This window comes from Pseudomonas sp. B37(2017) (assembly GCF_002112885.1).
GTDB lineage: Bacteria > Pseudomonadota > Gammaproteobacteria > Pseudomonadales > Pseudomonadaceae > Aquipseudomonas > Aquipseudomonas paraglycinae.
Genome location: NZ_NEIX01000016.1, coordinates 63,528 through 83,990 on the forward strand (window position 1 = coordinate 63,528; position 20,463 = coordinate 83,990).

Sequence of the window (20,463 nt, forward strand, 5' to 3'; positions counted from 1 at the left end):
TCTGACCGGCCGCGGTTTACTGTGATTTTCTGACCCGCAGATACCACTCGGAGAGCAGTCGTACCTGTTTGTCGGTGTAGCCGCGTTCGACCATTCGTGTAACGAAGTCGTTGTGTTTCTGTTGATCCTCTTTGCTGGCCTTGGCGTTGAAGCTGATGACTGGCAGCAGGTCTTCGGTGTTCGAGAACATTTTCTTCTCGATGACCACACGCAGTTTTTCGTAGCTGAGCCAGGTCGGGTTCTTGCCGTTGTTGTTGGCCCGGGCGCGCAACACGAAGTTGACGATTTCGTTGCGGAAATCCTTCGGATTGCTGATGCCGGCCGGTTTCTCGATTTTTTCCAGCTCCTCGTTGAGGGCAACGCGGTTGAGGATCTCGCCGGTTTCCGGGTCGCGGTATTCCTGATCCTGAATCCAGAAGTCCGCATACAGCACGTAGCGGTCGAAGATGTTCTGGCCGTACTCGCTGTAAGACTCGAGGTAGGCGGTCTGGATCTCCTTGCCGATGAATTCGATATAACGCGGTGCCAGGTACTCTTTCAGGTAACGCAGATAGCGCTCGCGGGTCTCGGCCTGGAACTGTTCCTGTTCGATCTGCTGTTCCAGCACGTATAGCAGGTGTACCGGGTTGGCAGCGATTTCATGCGGATCGAAGTTGAAGACCTTGGACAGGATCTTGAACGCGAACCGGGTTGACAGACCGTTCATGCCTTCGTCGACGCCCGCCGCATCGCGGTATTCCTGGATCGACTTGGCCTTCGGATCGGTGTCCTTGAGGTTTTCGCCGTCATACACCCGCATCTTGGAGTAGATGTTGGAGTTTTCCGGCTCCTTCAGGCGTGACAGCACGGTGAACTGCGCCAGCATCTTCAGGGTGTCGGGCGCGCAATGCGCTTTGGCCAGGGAGCTGTTGAACAGCAGTTTGTCGTAGATTTTCACCTCGTCACTCACACGCAGGCAGTACGGCACCTTGACGATGTAGATCCGGTCGATGAAGGCTTCGTTGTTTTTGTTGTTGCGGAAGGTGTGCCACTCCGATTCGTTGGAGTGGGCCAGCAAAATCCCGGTGAACGGAATCGCGCCGAGACCTTCGGTACTGTTGTAGTTGCCTTCCTGAGTGGCGGTCAGCAACGGGTGGAGCACCTTGATCGGTGCCTTGAACATTTCTACGAATTCCATCAAGCCCTGGTTGGCCCGGCACAGCGCACCGGAGTAGCTGTAGGCGTCTGCGTCGTTCTGCGGGAATTCTTCGAGTTTGCGGATATCGACCTTGCCCACCAGCGCGGAGATGTCCTGGTTGTTTTCGTCACCCGGTTCGGTCTTGGCCACGGCGATCTGGTTGAGGATCGACGGGTACAGCTTGACCACGCGGAACTGGCTGATGTCGCCGCCGAATTCGGCCAGGCGCTTGGTGGCCCATGGCGACATGATGGTATTCAGGTAGCGCCGTGGAATGCCGAAGTCCTCCTCGAGGATCGCGCCATCTTCGGTGGCGTTGAACAGACCCAGAGGCGATTCGAATACCGGTGAGCCCTTGATCGCGTAGAAGGGCACTTTTTCGATGAGCTGTTTCAGCTTCTCGGCCAGGGACGACTTGCCGCCGCCGACAGGGCCGAGCAGATAGAGGATCTGTTTCTTCTCTTCCAGGCCCTGAGCGGCATGGCGGAAATACGACACGATCTGGTCGATGCATTCTTCCATCCCGTGGAAGTCTTCAAAGGCCGGATAGCGGCGGATCACCTTGTTGGAAAAGATGCGCGACAGTCTCGAGTTGGTCGAGGTGTCGAGCAGTTCCGGTTCGCCGATGGCCAGCAATAGACGCTCGGCGGCGGAAACGTAGGCACTGCGATCCTTTTTGCACAGTTCCAGGTACTCCTGCAGGGAGAATTCTTCCTGGCGTGTGGACTCGAAGCGTTGTTGGAAGTGGCTAAAGATACTCATGACGTCACCTCGCTCGATACGTGGAGCCGACGCCGGATCACTCAGTCGATGCTGGCAAGCAGCTGCGATGGCAGCTGTTGTTTACCCCCCAGAACACTTTCGCGATCGACAATCGCGAAAGTCACTCCCGATGACCCGTGCGCCGGTGTACCGGCTCTCCCCTGTTTTGGATGGCCTGGGCTTAAGGATAGTTGGGAATTCGGGAGGTAAAGGCGAGATACGTAATTAGTTGTGGCAGACCGTTCGTCTGCCACCGCGCGAGCCCACGGGAGCCGGGGCTTGCACGTTACAAAAAAATTATTCGGAGGTGCCTTGCGCGGTTTCCGAAGGAAAAGTCGTACGCCACAGTTCGAAGCCGCCGTCCATGCTGTAGACGTCGGAGAAGCCCTGGCTCACGAGATACGCGGCGGCACCCTGGCTCGAATTGCCGTGGTAGCAGACCACGACGGTCGGGGCATCGAGGTCGGCGCCCTGGATGAAAGCATGCAGGGAATGATTATCCAGATGCTTCGAGCCGCTGATGTGCAGTGCGGCAAATGTTGCCGGGTCACGGACGTCGACGACCACAGCACCTTGCTCGCGCAGGGCCTGGGCTTGTTCCGGGGGGATACGTTTGAATTCGCTCATGGCGGGCTCCTGTGGCTCGGCTGAAAACGCAGTCTAGCGCGGGGCGCTGACGGGAGAAGATTCGGTGATCAGTGGTGCGACGCTGGGCAGGACGGCCCCGTGTTCGTCGCATTTGCATGACAGGCGTTCGCCGCTGTCGACATTCATCAGGGTCAGGCTGCCGCCCCAGACGCAACCGGTGTCGAGGGCGCAGATGCCGGGTTCCTGGACGTTGCCTTCCAGCGCCGCCCAGTGACCGAAAATGATCCGCAGGCCACGGGTCTTGCGTTCCTTGTGCTGGAACCAGGGCTTGTAGCCCGGCGGCGCGGTGTCGAGGCCTTCCTTGCTCTTGAGGTCGAGCTTGCCTTCGGCGGTGCAGAAACGCATGCGGGTGAAGTAATTGGTGATGACTCGCAGGCGTGTCACGCCTTTGAGGTCGCTGTCCCATTTCGCCGGCTCGTTACCGTACATGCCGTCGAGAAAGGGTGGAAGCAGGTTGTCGTCACGCAGCGCGGTCTCGACTTCTTCAGCGTACTTGAGCGCCTTGCGCAGCGACCATTGCGGCGGGATGCCCGCATGCACCATGGCCACTTCGCGTTGTTCGTCGTAGTGCATGAGTTTCTGCTGACGCAGCCATTCCATCAGTTCGGCGCAGTCCGGCGCTTCAAGGATTTCACGCAGCGTGTCGGACTTCTTCATGCGCTCGATGTTCTTCGCCGCAGCCAGCAGGTGCAGGTCGTGGTTGCCGAGGACGCAGACCAGCGAGTCGCGCATGCCATAAAGGAAGCGCAGGGTTTCCAGCGACTGCGGGCCCCGATTGACCAGATCGCCCACCAGCCACAGGCGATCCAGAGCCGGGTCGAACGCGACCTGCTTGAGCAGGCATTTGAGTGGTTCGAGGCAGCCTTGCAGGTCGCCGACGGCATACGTCGCCATCAGTGCAGGGCTCCGGGAACGGCGAGGCGGAAGGGCTTGATGATCGCATCGAAATGCTTGCCGTCGTCGGCGACCATTTCGTAGGTGCCTTGCATGGTGCCGACCTTGGTAGTCATCACCGTGCCGCTGCTGTAGGTGTGGCTTTTGCCGGCACCGATCAACGGTTGCTGGCCAACCACGCCGGCGCCGCGCACTTCTTCGACATGCCCGTCGCCATCGGTAATCACCCAGTGGCGCGACATCAGGCGGGCCGGTTGCTCGCCATTGTTCTGCACGGTGATGGTGTAGGCGAAGGCAAAGCGCTCGTGCTCGGGTTGCGATTGGTCTGCCAGATAGTGGGTAACGACACTGACATCGACCTGGTAGCGAGGATCGGACATGCAAAAGGCCTTAAAAACGAAGCGGGACGCGGGGCGTAGCTGATTGGGATTCAGTCTAGGCAAGTATCGGGCAGTAGACCAGAGTTGGCGTCCCGCCCGATAGCGATCATTGCCGGTCAGTCGGCTTCAGGTGCTTTCGCCGGCTGTTCGGCGAGCTTGTCGGCCAGGCGCACGAACGCAGCCAGATCGAGTTGCTCGGGGCGCAGGCTGCCATCGACGCCGGCGGCTTCGATTTCGGCGTTGCTCAGCAACTGCTTGAGGGTGTTGCGCAGGGTCTTGCGACGCTGGTTGAAGGCTTCACGCACCACGCGTTCGAGCAGGCGATGATCCTTGGCTGGATGCGGCAGCACTGCGTGCGGTACCAGACGGACGATCGCCGAGTCGACTTTCGGCGGCGGATTGAACGCGCCCGGGCCGACGTTGAACAGATGCTCGACCCGGCAATGGTACTGAACCATGATCGACAGACGGCCCCAATCGCCGCCACCAGGACCTGCGGCCAGACGCTCGACCACTTCCTTCTGCAACATGAAGTGCATGTCGCGGATGATGCCGGCGTTGTTCAGCAGGTGGAAAATCAGCGGCGTGGAGATGTTGTACGGCAGGTTGCCGACCACGCGCAGGCTGTTCGGCGCAGCGTTCAGGCTGTTGAAGTCGAACTTCAGCGCATCGCCCTGATGCAGGTTGAAATTGCTCTTGCCGGCAAACTGCTGGTTGAGGATCGGGATCAGATCCTTGTCCAGCTCTACTACGTCCAGCTGTGCGCCGGAGTTGAGGATGCCGGCGGTCAATGCGCCCTGGCCCGGCCCGATTTCCAGCATGCGGTCGCCGGCCTTGGCACTGATGGAGCGCAGAATGCGGTCGATGACGCCGGCATCGTGCAGGAAGTTCTGGCCAAAGCGTTTGCGCGCCTTGTGTTGGTATTGCTCGGTCATAAACGGGTCTCGGCCATCTGGTAGGCGGTTTCCAGGGCGACTTGCAGGCTGCCGGTGTCGATCTTGCCGCTGCCGGCCAGATCCAGGGCGGTGCCATGGTCGACCGACGTGCGGATGATCGGCAGGCCCAGGGTCACGTTGACCGCAGCGCCGAAGCCTTTGTATTTCAGCACGGGCAGGCCCTGGTCGTGGTACATCGCCAGCACTGCGTCGCAGTGCTCCAGATATTTGGGGGTAAACAGAGTGTCGGCAGGCAGCGGGCCACGAAGGTCCATGCCCTCGCCGCGCAGGCGCTCCAATGTGGGTTCGATGATGTCGATTTCTTCATGGCCCAGGTGTCCGCCTTCACCGGCGTGCGGGTTGAGCCCGCAGACCAGGATACGCGGCTGGGCGATGCCGAATTTTTGTTGCAGGTCGGCGTGCAGAATTCGCGTGACCCGCTCCAGCCGCTCCGGCGTGATCGCATCGGCGATGTCGCGCAAGGGCAGGTGAGTGGTGACCAGCGCCACGCGCAAACCGCGGGTGGCGAGCATCATGACTACCTGGGCGGTGTGAGTCAGGTCGGCGAGAAATTCGGTGTGACCGGAAAATGCGATGCCCGATTCGTTGATCACGCCTTTGTGCACCGGGGCGGTGATCATTCCGGCGAAGTCGCCGTTCAGACAGCCATTGCCGGCGCGGGTCAGGGTTTCGAGGACGAATGCGGCGTTGGCCTTGTCCAGTTGCCCGGCGATCACGGGGGCGCTGAGCGGGGTGTCCCAGACGTACAGGCTGTTGGCGGGCGCCGGAGCGTCCGGCCAGTGGTCAGGCGCAACTTCCAGCAAGCTGACGGCCAGCCCCAACTGCGCGGCCCGCTCTTGGAGCAGGTCGCGGCTGGTGATGGCAATCAGGGGGTGTGGCTGGGCTTGCGAGGCGAGCAGCAGGCACAGGTCGGGACCGATGCCGGCCGGTTCGCCGGGTGTCAGCGCGAAACGCTTGGGTTTCACTGCGCTGCCTGGTCTGCACCAGGGAGTTTGATCTCTACGTACGCTTCGTCACGGATCTGACGCAGCCAGGTTTGCAGCTCTTCGTCGTATTTGCGGTTACGCAGTACAGTCATCGCTTGCTGCTCCCGGGCCTGTTCGGTGCTGTCGGTGGCGCGACGGCCAAGGACTTCCAGAACGTGCCAGCCGTACTGGGTCTGGAACGGCTTGGACAGCTGACCCTGCGGGGACTTGGCCATCACTGCGCGGAATTCCGGTACCAGTGCGTTCGGGTCGATCCAGTTCAGGTCGCCGCCGTTGAGGGCAGAGCCCGGGTCTTCCGAATACTTCTTGGCCAGTTCGGCGAAATCTTCACCGGCTTCGATGCGGTTGTAGAGCGATTGAGCCAGTTCCTTGGTCTTGGCTTCGTCGCGAACCGGACTCGGCTTGACCAGGATGTGGCGCACATGCACTTCGTCACGCATCTGGCTTTCGCCACCACGTTTTTCCAGCAGCTTCAGGATGATGAAGCCACCTGGAGTGCGTGCCGGTTGAGTGATATCGCCAGCCGTCATGCTGCTCAGTTCACGGTCGAACGGTGGTGGCAGTTGAGCGGCTTTACGCCAGCCCATATCGCCGCCTTCCAGGGCGTTGTCACTGGCGGAGTTGGCCACGGCCATCTGGCCGAAGTCAGCGCCTTGCTTGAGCTGCTGGTAAACGTCCATCGCCTTGCGTGCAGCACTCTGAATCGCTTCGGAGTTGGCGCTTTCCGGGGTCGGAATCAGGATGTTGGCCAGGTGCAGCTCTTCGGACAGTTGCATCTTGCCCAGGTCGGAGGCGAGGAAGTTCTTCACTTCCTGTTCCGATACCTGAATGCGTTCGGCCACGCGGCGCTGACGCACACGGCTGATGACCATTTCACGACGGATCTGCTCGCGAGCGTCCTCGTAGGACAGGCCATCGCGAGACAAAGCGATGCGGAACTGTTCCGGGGTCATGTTGTTGCGCTGGGCAATGGTGCCGACAGCCTGGTTCAGCTCTTCATCGGTGATGCGGATACCGGAACGTTCGCCGATCTGCAGTTGCAGGTTTTCGACGATCAGGCGCTCGAGCACCTGTTGATCCAGTACGCCCGGAGGTGGCAGGCCACCGCCACGCTTGGCGATGGTTTGCTGAACTTCGTGGACGCGTTGATCCAGCTGGCTCTGCATGACCACGTCGTTGTCGACGATGGCCACCACTTTATCGATGGACTGCACCGCGGCGTTGGCCGCGGTACCCAGGAACAGCGCGCCCAGCATCAGCGGGCGCAGACAATCAGAAAGCTTGGTCTTCACGTTGACGATAACCTTGGATGCCTTTGTCGAGGAAGCTCTCTACCTTGGCGCCAGTGAGGCCGCCGAGTCCCTTCAGAACAATTTGGAGGAAGACGCCGTGGTCGCCTTTTTCGTTTTCCGGGGCGTTCTGACTGAATTCGTCATAGCTGACCCAGTAACGGTTGATCAGGCGCAGTTTCCAGCAGCAGTTGTCATATTCGAAACCACCGAAGGCTTCCAGCGTGCGATTGCGGTTGTAGTCGTACTGCCAGCGGCTGATCGCGCTCCACTGTGGAACGATCGGCCAGATGACCGAGAAGTCATGCTGCTGGATCTTGTAGTAGTCCTTCACGTAGCCAGGCTGGCCCGGAGTGCCGTAGTCACCACCACCCACCGACCACTTACCGGTGTTCTGGTCGTAACGGACCTGGTCGTTGCGATAGCGATAGCCGAGGTTGACCACCTTGTTCGGGTTGTCTTCAGGCTGGTAGTGGAACATCGCGCTGCCGGATCGCGGGCTGCGGCTGTCCGGATCCCAGTTGTAATCGGCAGTGGTGCGCCAGTCGCGGTTCCAGCGGTATTCGTATTCCAGTGCGTAAGGCGAAACATTAGCCTTGGCGTCATCCCGATCGTTGAACGCGATGCCTGGAAGTTGAACCTCGCGATCCTTGAAGTACAGAGCCTGGCCGACGCTGATGCGTTGACGCTCGAAACCGTCGTCTTCGATCCAGCGACTGGTCACGCCCAGCGACAGCTTGTTCTCGTCGCCAACACGGTCGGCGCCGGAGAAGCGGTTGTCACGGAACAGCGATGCGTAGTTGAAGGTGTATTCGCTGGAGTCGAATACCGGAATGTCTTCCTGATCCACCTTGGGTACATAGAGGTAGAACATGCGCGGCTCAAGCGTCTGGCGGTAGTTCTTGCCAAAGAAGGACGTATTGCGGTCGAAGTACAGGCCACCGTCAACGCTGGCGATCGGTACGCCGCGACTCTGGTTGCTGTCGAAGGTGCCGTTGAGTTTGTTTTGCTCGGCATTTTGCGTCGCAATGTCGCGTTTGCCTTGACCATCCAGATCCAGTTGATACTGGGTGTATTGGTACTTCAGCGACGGCTTCAGGAAACCATAGGTCCAGTTCATCGGCAGGCTGACGCCTGGCTTCAGATTCAAACGGTCGCCATTGGCGCGAGCGAGGCCGAAAACGTTCGAGTCGAGACGACGCTCCGATGTTCCATCCTCGTTGATGAAATTGCCACTTTTCAGATCGCGATCAAACCGGACGAGCTCGGTCTCGTAATTGAAGTCCAGGCCTTCCGGGTGATATGGCAGCTTGCCATTGAAGGTGATCTGCGGCAGGCGGTCATACGGTGTGATGTTCGATACGGTTGCCAGCTGGTACGCCTGGGCGTTCAAACGGGCGGTGTAGCTGTCGCCACGATAGGTGACCGAGCCCTGCTGGTTCACGTAGTCGGCACTTTTCACGCCGATCTGGTCGGTCTGCAGATCCTGGAAGTAATAAGGATCGCTGATCTTGGTGTAATCCACCTGGGTGAACACGCGGGAGTCGAGACCGCCCTTGTGTTGCCAGTTGTACATGTAGCGGGTCTTGTCGTAGTCGGTCTGGCCCTTGCGCTCGTCGTCCTCGTCGTTGAGGTACGCCGCACCGAACTGACCTTCGCTCGACTTGGTCAGGTAACGGAACTCGCCTTCCATCAGCATGCCGCGCTTGCTCATGTAGCGCGGATACAACGTGGCATCGTAGTTCGGTGCCAGGTTGAAGTAGTACGGGGTGACCAGCATGAAGCCGGTGTCGCTGCCGGAGCCGATGGTCGGTGGCAGGAAACCCGACTGACGACGATCGTCGATCGGGAAGTAGATGTACGGCGTGTACAGAACCGGAATGTCCTTGACCCGCAGCGTCACGTTGGTCGCGGTACCGAAACCGGTGGCAGGGTTCAGGGTGATGTTGTTGCCCTTGAGCTGCCAGGCGTTGCTGTTCGGTTCGCACGTGGTGTACGTGCCGTCCTTCAGACGGATGATCGCGTTTTCGGCACGCTTGGCGTACAGCGCGTTACCGCGGATGCGCGACTTGTGCATCACGTATTCAGCGTTGTCGACCTTGGCTTCACCGGTGTCCAGCTGTACATCGGCGTGGTCGCCGACGATCAGCGCGCCGTTGTCGCGAATGCGCACGTTGCCCGCCAGTTCGCCACGGCTTTCGGCTTGATACAGGTTGGCCTCGTCGGCTTCGACCTGCATGCTGCCCTGACGCATGACCACGTCACCGGCCAGACTCGCGACCTGCGAATCCTGCTGATAACGCGACACCTTGGCGCCGATGAAGGTCGGGGCGTCACTTTTATTCGTCTTGTCATTCATGCCAGGACGAATTGGTTCGATATAGGAACCAGAGCAGTAAGGACCGGTCTCGGCCAGTTGGGCGGCGGTGAGCTTCTCGCGCGGAACCCAGTCGAGGTGACTGTAGTCTTCGCTACGGGATTTCAGGCCACGGCCCTTGGACTCGGTAACCAGTACCGGCTTGGGCCCGTACTCCGCAGTGGAGCCGCTCTCGGCCGGGGCTTCGCCGGCGGCGCTGACGGCACTGCCGTCATGCACGGGACGCGGCGGCAAGGCAGCGGCCGGCGTCTTCGGCGAGCAGGCCCAGCCTCCCGTTGCCGAGACGGCGCAGTCATACTGCTCGGCGGCAACAACGAATGAACTGGCCAGAGGTTGCATAGCCAGCAGACTGCCGGTTACCAACAACGGAAATTTTTTACGAAACGCGGGGGATTTCAATGCCATCTTATTAGTCCGGGCTTCCTGCGTGCCATCTGCCCGCGGTGTGGGCCGCACGCCTCTCGATGGTCTGAAAAAGATGCTGGATAATAAAGCATGACCCGCTTGACGGCTAGCGCCGTCGGAGACCCTTGCAATGCCTGATCAAGATGTACGCTTGCAACACCTGAAAGTTTGGCTCGATGAACAGCTGGCAACCCTTTTTGCCGATCAGGGCTGGGGAGCCGTACCCCCGGCCACGTTGACCGCGGCCAGCAGCGACGCGAGTTTCCGCCGGTATTTCCGTTGGGAAGGCGCGGGTCGCAGCTTCGTCGTGATGGACGCGCCGCCGCCTCAGGAAAACTGCAAACCGTTCGTGGATATCGCCTTTTTGCTGGCGAAATCCGGCATCAACGTGCCGAAAATTTATGCCGAGGACCTCGAACGCGGGTTTCTTTTGCTCAACGACCTGGGCAACAAGACCTATCTGGACGTGATCGACAGCGAAAATGCCGACGCGTTATTCAGCGATGCCCTGCAAGCGCTGCTGGCTTTTCAGCAGCTGCCGATGGTGGCGCCGCTGCCGAGCTATGACGTCGCGTTGTTGCGCCGCGAGCTGGAGCTGTTCCCCGAGTGGTACGTGAAGCGCGAGCTGGGCGTCGAGTTCGATGCCACCCAACAGCAGCAGTGGCAAAAGGTCAGCGAGCTGCTGATCGACAGCGCCCTGGCCCAGCCGAAAGTATTGGTGCACCGCGACTACATGCCGCGCAACCTGATGCTCAGCGAGCCGAATCCCGGCGTGCTGGATTTCCAGGACGCCGTGTACGGCCCGGTGACCTACGACGTGACCTGCCTGTTCAAGGACGCATTCCTCAGCTGGCCTGAAGAGCGTGTGCGCGGCTGGCTGGAAAGCTACTGGCAGCAGGCGTCGGCGCTGAACATCCCGGTGCAGCCGGACTTCGAAGAGTTCCTGCGTGCCAGCGACCTGATGGGCGTGCAGCGTCATCTGAAAGTCATCGGCATCTTCGCCCGCATCTGCCATCGCGACGGCAAGCCACGCTACCTCGGTGACGTCCCACGTTTCTTCTCTTATATAGAAGCGGTTATCGCGCGCCGTCCCGAGCTGGCGGATCTGCAGGCACTGCTCGCCAGTCTGCGTGGTGGAGTGACGGCATGAAGGCAATGATTCTGGCGGCCGGCAAAGGCGAGCGCATGCGCCCGCTGACCCTGACCACCCCCAAACCGCTGGTGCGAGCCGGCGGCGTGCCGCTGATTGAATACCACCTGCGTGCCCTCGCGGCGGCCGGTTTCAATGAGATCGTGATCAACCATGCCTGGCTCGGACAGCAGATCGAAGATCATCTGGGCGATGGTTCGCGATTCGGCGTATCGATCCAGTACTCGCCGGAGGGCGAGCCACTGGAAACCGGCGGCGGCATTTTCCGCGCCTTGTCGCTGTTGGGCGACGACGCGTTTCTGGTAGTCAACGGTGACATCTGGACCGATTACGACTTCAGCGTGCTGCATCAGCCGATCACCGGCCTGGCGCATCTGGTGCTGGCGGATAACCCGGCGCATCACCCGACAGGGGATTTCACCCTGACCGACGGCCAGGTGCGTGATGGCCAGGCCGATGCGGCGACCCTGACCTACAGCGGCATCGCCGTACTGCACCCGCAGTTGTTCGACGGCTGCACTGACGGTGCCTTCAAACTGGCGCCGCTGCTGCGAAAAGCCATGGCGAACGGGCAGGTAACCGGCGAGCGGTTGAAAGGTCACTGGGTCGATGTCGGCACGCACGAGCGTCTGGCCGAAGCCGAAGCCTTGATAGAAGCGAGTCGCTGATATGTTGTGGCCAGGGACTCTGATTGGAGCCGGAGCGGGTTTTGCGATCGCCAGCATTCCGGGGGCCATGCTTGGTGCTTTGTTGGGACAGGCGCTGGATCGGCGCCTGCATTTACAGAGCTGGGGGCATTTGCGGGAAAAACTCGGCGGACGGCCGATGCTGCGCAACGACGAGTTGTTGTTCGTGTTGCTCGGGCGTCTGGCCAAGAGCGACGGGCGGGTCACGGACGGTCACATCCAGCAGGCGCGTCAGGAGATGCGCTCGCTGGAAATGAGCGAACCGGCACAGCGCCGGGCGATTGCCGCGTTCAATCGCGGCAAGTCCGGCAACGACAATCTGCGCGGTTATCTGCGTCGCTTGAGTGCTCAACCCCATGCGGCCGAAGGCGTGTTGCGCGCCTGTTGGCGAATGGTCTGGGCAGATGGCCGGGCCGGCGTCAGTGAGCGTGAATTGCTGGCGCAGTGGGGCAAGTGGCTGGGCTGGACGACCCACCAGATCCAAGCGTTGGCGGCGGACTACGAGCCGCACAAGCGTCCGATCGTCAGCGCGGCGGTGAGCTATCAGGAGGCGATGCGCCTGCTCGGCGTATCGGCCACCAGTGAACCGGCGCAGATCAAGCGTGCCTATCGACGTCTGCTCAGCCGGCATCACCCGGACAAGGTGGCCGGGACGGGTGCCACGCCGGCGCAGGTGCGCGAGGCCACCGAGAGGACTCGCGAGTTGCACAGTGCCTACACGTTGATTCGCGAACGGCGGGATTTTCGCTAGGCATAAAAAATCGCAGCGTCGGGCTGCGATTTTTTTGTCTGCGTTTCCAGTCCGGGCTCTTCAGTCCGGGCTTTGCGGATTCAACCAGCCACGCACCCGTCGGAACAATTGCTCCTGCTCGGCCTTGTTGTCCGGCAGGGCCTTGAGTGCGACCTGACTGAACGCGGACGTTTTCAGCCGCTTGCTCGCCTGCAGGCGTTCCAGTGCCGCGTTGCGGTCCAGCGCCTTATCCATGTAGAAGATGTCCGCCGTCGGCAGCTTCAGGGTCGGCGTCAGTTCCACCAGCTCCGGTTTGGCCTTGGCCGGCGTCTGCGCGGCTACCAGCACCAGCTTCTCGACTTGCGAGCTTTGTCGCTCGCTCATGTAGCGCGCCGCCCAGTAAGCGCCGGTGCCATGACCGAGGACGACGATGCTGCGCGCGCTCTGTTGTTCTGCGTAGGCCAGTGCCGCGTCGATGCGGGCGAAGATTCGCTCGGCGTCGGCCTTGGACTGTTCTTCGGTGGATTCAGCCACGACCTTGTCGGCCACATCGGCTTCGCCACCGGCGGCTTGTTCGATCGGCTCGGCGGTGGTCGAATCCTTGCTGCCCGGGTCGGCGGTTTTCGGCGCGGCGGGTGCTTCGACCACGCGCGGTGCGATGGCATCGCTTTGCAGATCGGGCAGGGTGATACTCAGGCTGCTCCACTCGACGTCCGGCAACTTGCGGCGCAACGGGCCGATCGCCTGGGGCCAGTCTGCGGTTTCGCCGGCACCGGGAATGAGGATTACCGCGCCTTTGGGGTCGGCGGTGTTGGCCGGTTTCCACAGGGCGAGGAAGGTGTCGCTGCCGGCTTGCAATTGCTGTTGTTCCTGAGCCGGAACCTTGCGTTCGAGTGCCGCGGCTTCTTCCTGACTACGCTCAAGCAGAGGCTGGCGTTCGACCGGTTTTTCTTCGGCGGCTTTTTCTGCCGCGGGGGCGGGTGCCGGATCCGCGGCTTCGACGGAAAACGCACAAGGCAGGATCAGCGACAGGCACAATGCTGGCATTGCCAGGCGATAGACAGGGGGCATCGGTTATTCCAGGCCAGAAGTTATCCCGGCAGCCTAATGGGTTGGTCAGAATTTGTCAGTGTATGAGACTTCAATGATGCGTTTTTGCTGCCTGTGGGTTATCGGCTGTCTGGCGTTTCCCTTGATGGGCTGGGCGGCGCCTGCGCCACCGAGCCACCTCGCGCGGTTGTCGGCGAGCGAACAACAGTGGCTCGCGCAGCACAATGAATTGCGCGTGGGCCTGGTGTTGCAGGCGCCGTACGCGCAATACGACCGACGCTTGCAGCGGCTGTCGGGGGCCAACGTCGAAGTCATGAAAGCATTGGCCAAGGCGCTGAATGTCGAGCTGAGCTGGCGCAACTTTCAGGATCTGGCACAACTCGAGGCCGCTGCCCGGGACGGCGAGATCGACATCGCCCCGGGCCTGACCCAGACCCCGGGCGGGCTGCGTCTGTGGCAGTTCTCCGACCCGTACATGCGTGTGCCGCAACTGGTGGTCAGCGACCAGAAAAGCAGCGCGACCGTGGAGCTGGAAAAACTCGACAGCCAGACCCGCGTCGCCGTGCGCATGCCCGGCGTCACCGCCGATTACCTGCGCGGCAACTATCCCCACCTGAATCTGCAAGGCGTACCGATGGAGCGCCAGGCGCTGCAACTGTTGCTGAGTCAGCAGGCGTCCTACGCGGTGGTCGATGAGGCGCAGCTCGGTCGGCTGTCGGCGGAACCGGAGTTTGCCGGGCTGGTGGTGGTCGGTGACATTGGGTTGCCGCAACTGCTGCGCATCGGCACCCGCCGCGACTGGCCGGAGCTTGCTGGCATCGTTGAAAGCGCCCTGCGCGCAATTCCGGCCAAGGATCTGGAACGCCTGCATGCGCAGTGGCTGCAACCCAAGTACCCACGGCTCTCCGAGTCGCCGGGCTTCTGGCAGAACCTGAGTCTGTTGTTCGCGGTGCTGCTGCTCAGTTGCGTGGCCATCGTTTTCTGGCAACGCCGCCAGCAACGCAGTCTTGAACAACGCCTGTTCGACGCGCGCGAAGACATCGCCCTGCGTGCCGCCAGCGAAGAGGCCCTGCGTCTGACTCAGTTTTCCATCGATCAAAGCACCGTCGGCATTCTCTGGGTCAACTGGGACAGTCATGTGCGTTACGCCAACCGTGCGGCAGAAAACATGCTCGGTTATCCACAGGGCGCGATCATCGACCGGCCGTTGATCGACTTCGAACCGGGCCTGCACATGGATCGCTGGCTCAACCTGTGGAAGCGCGCCCGGGCCAGCGAAGAAGGGCCGCTGAGTTTTGAAACCAACTGTGTGCGCGCCGATGGCAGTGTGCTGCCGGCGGACGTGTCGCTGAGCTTCCTGCGTTTTCGCGATGGCGAGTACCTGGTGGTTTATCTCACCGATGTTACCGAACGCCGTCGTGCCCTGGCTGCGTTGCAGGAAAGCGAGGCGCGGCTGCAAGGCATCGCGGCCAATGTGCCGGGGCTGGTGTTCCGTCTTGAGCGCGCACCGGTCACCGGGCAAATCGACTTTGCCTACATCAGTGAGGGCAGCGAAAGTCTGGTCGGCTACGCGCCGGCCGCCATCGCCCATCGCGACATGGGCCTGCGCAGTCTGGTGCATCCGGATGACCGGGCCGCTTATCACCAGACCCAGGATCAGGCGCTGGACACCGACAGCGACTGGTCGTGGCAGGGCCGGATTCTCACGCGCCAGGGCGAACAGCGCTGGGCCGAGATCAAGGCCATCACCCGTCAGCTGGAAGGCGGTTCCTATGTCTGGGACGGCATTGTCTGGGACATCACCGAAAGCAAACGCATCGAACTGGAACTGGCGGCCTCCCGCGAACAACTGCGCGAACTGTCGGCGCACCTCGAAAGCGTGCGGGAAGAGGAAAAGGCGCGGATTGCCCGCGAGGTTCACGATGAACTGGGGCAGATGCTGACAGTGCTGAAACTGGAGACATCAATGTGCGAACTGGCCTACGCGCAACTCGACCCGGGTCTGAACGAACGGCTGAACAGCATGAAACGCCTGATCGCCCAGCTGTTCCAGTTGGTGCGCGATGTGGCGACGGCATTGCGCCCGCCGATCCTCGATGCCGGGATCGCCTCGGCCATCGAGTGGCAGGCGCGGCGGTTCGAGGCGCGCACGCAGATACCGTGTCTGGTGCAGGTGCCGGACAACCTGGCGCCGCTCAGCGACGCCAAGGCCATCGGCCTGTTCCGCATTCTTCAGGAGGCGCTGACCAACGTCATGCGCCATGCCCAGGCGCATACTGTGGAACTGACGCTGGCGCAGGAAGGCGACGAATTGTGTCTGACAGTCAGCGATGATGGCGTAGGATTTGTCGCCGCTGCCGGCAGGCCGACATCCTTTGGACTGGTGGGCATGCGCGAGCGGGTGTTGATCATGGGCGGGCAGCTGTCACTCGACAGCGAGCCGGGCGAGGGCACCACGCTGAGCGTGCGGGTGCCACTGGATGAGGAGAAGTAAGTGATCCGTGTACTGGTAGCCGAAGACCACACCATCGTTCGCGAAGGCATCAAGCAATTGATCGGCCTGGCCAAGGATCTGCAAGTGGTGGGGGAGGCGAGCAATGGCGAGCAGTTGCTGGAAACCCTGCGCAACGTGCCCTGCGAAGTGGTGTTGCTGGACATCTCGATGCCCGGCGTCAACGGGCTCGAAGCGATTCCACGAATCCGCGCGCTGAACCATCCGCCGGCGATTCTGGTGCTGTCGATGCACGACGAAGCACAAATGGCCGCCCGGGCGCTGAAGGTCGGCGCCGCCGGTTATGCCACCAAGGACAGCGATCCGGCGCTGCTGCTGACGGCCATTCGCAAAGTGGCGGCGGGCGGGCGCTACATCGACCCGGAGCTGGCCGACCGCATGGTCTTCGAAGTCGGCCTGACCGATGCGCGACCACTGCACTCGTTGCTGTCGGAGCGCGAATTCTCGGTGTTCGAACGCCTGGCGCAAGGCGCCAACGTCAACGACATCGCCCAGCAACTGGCCCTGAGCAGCAAGACCATCAGTACCCACAAGGCGCGGCTGATGCAGAAACTCAACATCACTTCGCTCGCCGAGCTGGTGAAGTACGCGATGGAACACAAGCTCCTCTGAGCGACATATCCAATAGCGACAGGCGCTTTTGCCGGTTCTGACGGCTTGAGCCCCGACCCATGGGTCGGGTTTGCCAAAACGCGCCATCCTTGTAGGGCAATCCCTACCCCCGGCCTTCCATCCGGCTGAGGCGATTCTCTCCTGCGCCCCGATTTGCGTGACTGCGAGCAGCCACTAGGCTTAATCCCACAGCAGTCATCAATAACAAAGGTGTGGGTATGAGCCAGGTCGAATCAAACGCAGGGGCCAGCGATGTGCTGGTCAGCTTTCGTGGAGTGCAGAAGAGCTACGACGGCGAGAACCTGATCGTCAAAGACCTCAACCTGGACATTCGCAAGGGCGAATTCCTCACCTTGCTCGGGCCGTCCGGCTCCGGCAAGACCACCAGCCTGATGATGCTCGCCGGTTTCGAAACCCCGACCGCCGGTGAAATCCTCCTCGCCGGGCGGGCGATCAACAACGTGCCGCCGCACAAGCGCGACATCGGCATGGTGTTCCAGAACTACGCGCTGTTCCCGCACATGACCGTCGCCGAAAACCTGGCGTTTCCGCTGACCGTGCGCGGCCTGAACAAGAGCGATGTCAGCGACAAGGTCAAGAAAGTCCTGAGCATGGTCCAGCTCGACGCCTTCGCATCGCGTTATCCGGCGCAATTGTCCGGCGGCCAGCAACAGCGTGTGGCATTGGCCCGTGCGTTGGTGTTCGAGCCGCAACTGGTGCTGATGGACGAACCGCTTGGCGCCCTCGACAAGCAACTGCGCGAACACATGCAGATGGAAATCAAACACCTGCACCAGCGCCTCGGCGTGACCGTGGTCTACGTGACCCACGACCAGGGCGAAGCCCTGACCATGTCCGACCGTGTTGCCGTATTCCATCAGGGCGAGATCCAGCAGATCGCGCCGCCACGCACCCTCTACGAAGAGCCGAAAAACACCTTCGTCGCCAACTTCATCGGCGAGAACAACCGCCTCAACGGTCGCCTGCTCAGCCAGAACGGCGAGCGCTGCGTGGTCGAGCTGGGGCGTGGGGAAAAGGTCGAGGCGCTGGCGGTCAACATCGGCCAGACCGGCGAACCGGTCACTCTGTCGATCCGTCCGGAGCGCGTCAGCCTCAACGGTTCGAGCGACCAATGCGTCAACCGCTTCTCCGGGCGGGTGGCCGAATTCATCTATCTGGGCGACCACGTCCGGGTGCGCCTGGAAGTCTGCGGCAAGACCGACTTCTTCGTGAAACAACCGATTGCCGAGCTCGATCCAGCGCTCGCGGTCGGCGACGTGGTTCCGCTTGGCTGGCAGGTCGAGCACGTTCGCGCGCTCGATCCTCTTCTAGAGGCGCATTAAGCGCCCCGGCAATACCAACACCAACCCTGCACGTGGAGAGAACAATAAATGTTGAGATCCCTGAAGTTCACAGCCCTGACCCTGGGCCTGATGGGTGCGGCAAGCGCAATGGCCGCTGGCCCGGATCTGACCGTGGTGTCGTTTGGCGGGGCGAACAAGGCGGCGCAAGTCAAAGCCTTCTACGCACCGTGGGAAGCGGCGGGCAACGGCAAGATCGTCGCTGGTGAGTACAACGGTGAGATGGCCAAGGTCAAAGCCATGGTCGACACCAAAAGCGTGTCCTGGGATCTGGTAGAGGTTGAATCGCCGGAACTGTCCCGTGGCTGCGACGAAGACATGTTCGAGCAACTGGATCCTGCGTTGTTCGGCAAATCCGAAGACTACGTCAAAGGCGCGATCCAGCCATGTGGCGTGGGCTTCTTCGTGTGGTCGACCGTGCTGGCCTACAACGCCGACAAACTGAAAACCGCACCGACCAGCTGGGCGGATTTCTGGGACACCAAGAAATTCCCGGGCAAGCGCGGCCTGCGCAAAGGCGCCAAGTACACCCTCGAATTCGCACTGATGGCCGACGGCGTTGCGCCGAAAGACGTCTACAAGGAACTGGCCAGCAAGGGCGGTCAGGATCGCGCGTTCAAGAAACTCGACGAGCTGAAACCGAACATCCAGTGGTGGGAAGCCGGCGCCCAGCCGCCGCAATACCTCGCTTCCGGTGACGTGGTCATGAGCTCGGCCTACAACGGTCGTATCGCCGCCGTGCAGAAAGAATCCAACCTGAAAGTGGTGTGGAACGGCGGCATCTACGACTTCGACGCCTGGGCCATCCCGAAAGGCCTGGACGCCAAGCGTGCCGAAGCGGCGAAGAAATTCATCGCGTTCTCGGTGCAGCCGCAACAGCAGAAGACCTACTCGGAAAACATCGCCTACGGCCCGGCCAACTCTCAGGCAGTGCCGTTGCTGGACAAGGCAATCCTGAAAGACATGCCGACCACTCCGGAAAACATCGCCAACCAGGTGCAGATCGACGTCAGCTTCTGGGCTGACAACGGCGAGCAACTGGAGCAGCGCTTCAATTCCTGGGCTGCGAAGTAACCAGAGGGCTCGCTCTCCTGTGGGAGCGGGCTTGCTCGCGAAAGCGTCAGTACATTCAACATTGATGTCGACTGACACGCCGCCTTCGCGAGCAAGCCCGCTCCCACATTCAAAGTTCGAGGTGGCTTGCCGCCTCTGTAACGATCAAAGATTTGCGGAGTACGTCATGGCCATCGCCGTTCCCCTGAACGAGGGCAACAGCCCCACCTTGAAGCAGCGGCTCAAGCACGCCGAGCGGGTCAACCGCTGGAAGGCCCAGGCGTTGATCGCGCCGCTGGTGCTGTTTCTGTTGCTGGTGTTCCTGGTGCCGATCGTGGCGCTGCTCTATAAAAGCGTCGGCAACCCGGAAGTGGTCGGCGGCATGCCGCGCACCGTGACCGCGATTGCTGCGTGGGACGGCCGCGGCCTGCCCGCAGAACCGGTCTACAAAGCCGCCAGCGAAGACCTCGCCGAAGCGCGCAAAAACCAGACCCTGGGCGATCTGTCCAAGCGCCTGAACATGGAGTTGGCCGGCTATCGCAGCCTGCTGACCAAAACCGCCCGCTCGCTGCCATTCGCCAGCGAACCGGCCTCTTATAAAGAAGCACTGGAAGGCCTCGACGAGCGTTGGGGCGATCCGGCCTACTGGCAAGCGGTGAAGCGCAACACCAGCAGCATCACCCCGTTCTACTTGCTGGCAGCAGTGGATCACCGCATCGACGATCTCGGCGAAATTGCCCCGGCCACCCCGGATCAGGCGATCTACCTCGACATCTTCGCCCGGACTTTCTGGATGGGCCTGATCATCACCGTGATCTGCCTGGTGCTGGCGTATCCGCTGGCTTACCTGCTGGCCAACCTGCCGTCGCGTCAAAGCAACCTGCTGATGATTCTGGTGCTGCTGCCGTTCTGGACGTCGATTCTGGTGCGAGTCGCCGCGTGGATCGTGTTGCTGCAATCCGGCGGATTGATCAACAGCGCGTTGATGGCGATGGGCATCATCGATAAACCGCTGGAGCTGGTGTTCAACCGCACCGGGGTCTACATCTCGATGGTGCACATCCTGTTGCCGTTCATGATCCTGCCGATCTACAGCGTGATGAAAGGCATCTCGCCGACCTACATGCGCGCCGCGATTTCCCTCGGCTGCCATCCGTTCGCCAGTTTCTGGCGGGTGTACTTCCCGCAGACCTATGCCGGTGTCGGCGCCGGTTGCCTGTTGGTGTTCATCCTCGCCATCGGCTACTACATCACCCCGGCGCTGCTGGGCAGCCCGAACGATCAGATGGTCAGCTACTTCGTCGCGTTCTATACCAACACCAGCATCAACTGGGGCATGGCCACTGCACTCGGCGGGCTGTTGCTGCTGGCGACCGTGGTGCTTTATCTGATCTACAGCTGGCTGGTGGGCGCCAGTCGCCTGCGCCTGAGCTAA

Annotated in this window: 17 protein-coding genes; 8 read left to right on the forward strand and 9 right to left on the reverse strand. The window is 61.3% G+C overall.

Annotated elements, in window-relative coordinates; all coding sequences use genetic code 11:
* Positions 1 to 16 precede the first annotated feature (16 nt).
* The 8 genes from CAF90_RS27120 to CAF90_RS27155 form a co-directional block, all read right to left on the reverse strand.
* Positions 17 to 1,939, reverse strand: coding sequence for a PrkA family serine protein kinase (locus CAF90_RS27120; protein WP_007959909.1), 1,923 nt, complete (start codon positions 1,937 to 1,939; stop codon positions 17 to 19).
* Positions 1,940 to 2,236: 297 nt separating this feature from the next.
* A complete protein-coding gene (gene glpE, locus CAF90_RS27125) occupies positions 2,237 to 2,566 on the reverse strand; it encodes a thiosulfate sulfurtransferase GlpE (RefSeq protein WP_007959911.1) in 330 nt (109 codons plus the stop codon).
* A 33-nt stretch (positions 2,567 to 2,599) separates the two neighbouring features.
* Positions 2,600 to 3,481 carry a symmetrical bis(5'-nucleosyl)-tetraphosphatase gene (locus tag CAF90_RS27130; RefSeq protein WP_007959914.1) on the reverse strand — a complete coding sequence of 294 codons (882 nt, stop codon included), beginning with the start codon at positions 3,479 to 3,481 and terminating at the stop codon, positions 2,600 to 2,602.
* Positions 3,481 to 3,861 (reverse strand): Co2+/Mg2+ efflux protein ApaG, encoded by a 381-nt coding sequence (apaG, locus tag CAF90_RS27135; protein WP_064380341.1) that lies wholly within the window; start codon positions 3,859 to 3,861, stop codon positions 3,481 to 3,483. Before apaG ends, CAF90_RS27130 begins: the two co-directional genes overlap by 1 nt.
* 116 nt (positions 3,862 to 3,977) lie before the next feature.
* Positions 3,978 to 4,796: a 16S rRNA (adenine(1518)-N(6)/adenine(1519)-N(6))-dimethyltransferase RsmA gene (gene rsmA, locus CAF90_RS27140; protein WP_007959916.1), complete on the reverse strand. Its 819-nt coding sequence runs from the start codon at positions 4,794 to 4,796 to the stop codon at positions 3,978 to 3,980.
* On the reverse strand, positions 4,793 to 5,782 hold the full coding sequence (pdxA, locus tag CAF90_RS27145) for a 4-hydroxythreonine-4-phosphate dehydrogenase PdxA (protein ID WP_085609092.1): 990 nt from the start codon (positions 5,780 to 5,782) through the stop codon (positions 4,793 to 4,795). Before pdxA ends, rsmA begins: the two co-directional genes overlap by 4 nt.
* Complete coding sequence (gene surA, locus CAF90_RS27150; protein WP_007959918.1) at positions 5,779 to 7,095, reverse strand: peptidylprolyl isomerase SurA; 1,317 nt, start codon at positions 7,093 to 7,095, stop codon at positions 5,779 to 5,781. The genes pdxA and surA overlap by 4 nt, the downstream gene beginning before the upstream one ends.
* On the reverse strand, positions 7,076 to 9,874 hold the full coding sequence (locus CAF90_RS27155; RefSeq protein WP_085609093.1) for an LPS-assembly protein LptD: 2,799 nt from the start codon (positions 9,872 to 9,874) through the stop codon (positions 7,076 to 7,078). The genes surA and CAF90_RS27155 overlap by 20 nt, the downstream gene beginning before the upstream one ends.
* 130 nt (positions 9,875 to 10,004) lie before the next feature.
* Here CAF90_RS27155 and CAF90_RS27160 point away from each other — a divergent pair, with 130 nt between their 5' ends.
* The 3 genes from CAF90_RS27160 to CAF90_RS27170 are packed head-to-tail and all read left to right on the forward strand — an operon-like array spanning position 10,005 to position 12,461.
* On the forward strand, positions 10,005 to 11,024 hold the full coding sequence (locus CAF90_RS27160) for an aminoglycoside phosphotransferase family protein (protein WP_007959920.1): 1,020 nt from the start codon (positions 10,005 to 10,007) through the stop codon (positions 11,022 to 11,024).
* Entirely contained in the window at positions 11,021 to 11,692 is a 672-nt protein-coding gene (murU, locus tag CAF90_RS27165) for an N-acetylmuramate alpha-1-phosphate uridylyltransferase MurU (protein ID WP_085609094.1), read from the forward strand. The genes CAF90_RS27160 and murU overlap by 4 nt, the downstream gene beginning before the upstream one ends.
* Position 11,693: 1 nt before the next feature.
* Positions 11,694 to 12,461 carry a TerB family tellurite resistance protein gene (locus CAF90_RS27170; protein ID WP_085609095.1) on the forward strand — a complete coding sequence of 256 codons (768 nt, stop codon included), beginning with the start codon at positions 11,694 to 11,696 and terminating at the stop codon, positions 12,459 to 12,461.
* Between the two features lie 60 nt (positions 12,462 to 12,521).
* Here the strand turns inward: CAF90_RS27170 and CAF90_RS27175 are convergent, their stop codons facing one another.
* Positions 12,522 to 13,511 carry an alpha/beta hydrolase family protein gene (locus tag CAF90_RS27175; protein ID WP_085609096.1) on the reverse strand — a complete coding sequence of 330 codons (990 nt, stop codon included), beginning with the start codon at positions 13,509 to 13,511 and terminating at the stop codon, positions 12,522 to 12,524.
* 73 nt (positions 13,512 to 13,584) lie between these two features.
* On the opposite strand from CAF90_RS27175, the gene CAF90_RS27180 reads away from it, so the two are divergent.
* The 5 genes from CAF90_RS27180 to CAF90_RS27200 all read left to right on the forward strand — a co-directional run bounded on the left by CAF90_RS27180 (position 13,585) and on the right by CAF90_RS27200 (position 20,463).
* Complete coding sequence (locus tag CAF90_RS27180) at positions 13,585 to 15,984, forward strand: PAS domain S-box protein (RefSeq protein WP_085609097.1); 2,400 nt, start codon at positions 13,585 to 13,587, stop codon at positions 15,982 to 15,984.
* A complete protein-coding gene (locus tag CAF90_RS27185; protein ID WP_007959929.1) occupies positions 15,985 to 16,614 on the forward strand; it encodes a response regulator transcription factor in 630 nt (209 codons plus the stop codon). It begins immediately after the preceding gene.
* A 218-nt stretch (positions 16,615 to 16,832) separates the two neighbouring features.
* Complete coding sequence (locus CAF90_RS27190; RefSeq protein ID WP_007959931.1) at positions 16,833 to 17,957, forward strand: ABC transporter ATP-binding protein; 1,125 nt, start codon at positions 16,833 to 16,835, stop codon at positions 17,955 to 17,957.
* Positions 17,958 to 18,005: 48 nt separating this feature from the next.
* The gene (locus CAF90_RS27195; RefSeq protein WP_007959933.1) at positions 18,006 to 19,049 is read left to right on the forward strand and encodes an ABC transporter substrate-binding protein; all 1,044 of its coding nucleotides are present in this window, start codon (positions 18,006 to 18,008) and stop codon (positions 19,047 to 19,049) included.
* 166 nt (positions 19,050 to 19,215) lie between these two features.
* Entirely contained in the window at positions 19,216 to 20,463 is a 1,248-nt protein-coding gene (locus tag CAF90_RS27200; RefSeq protein ID WP_007959935.1) for an ABC transporter permease, read from the forward strand.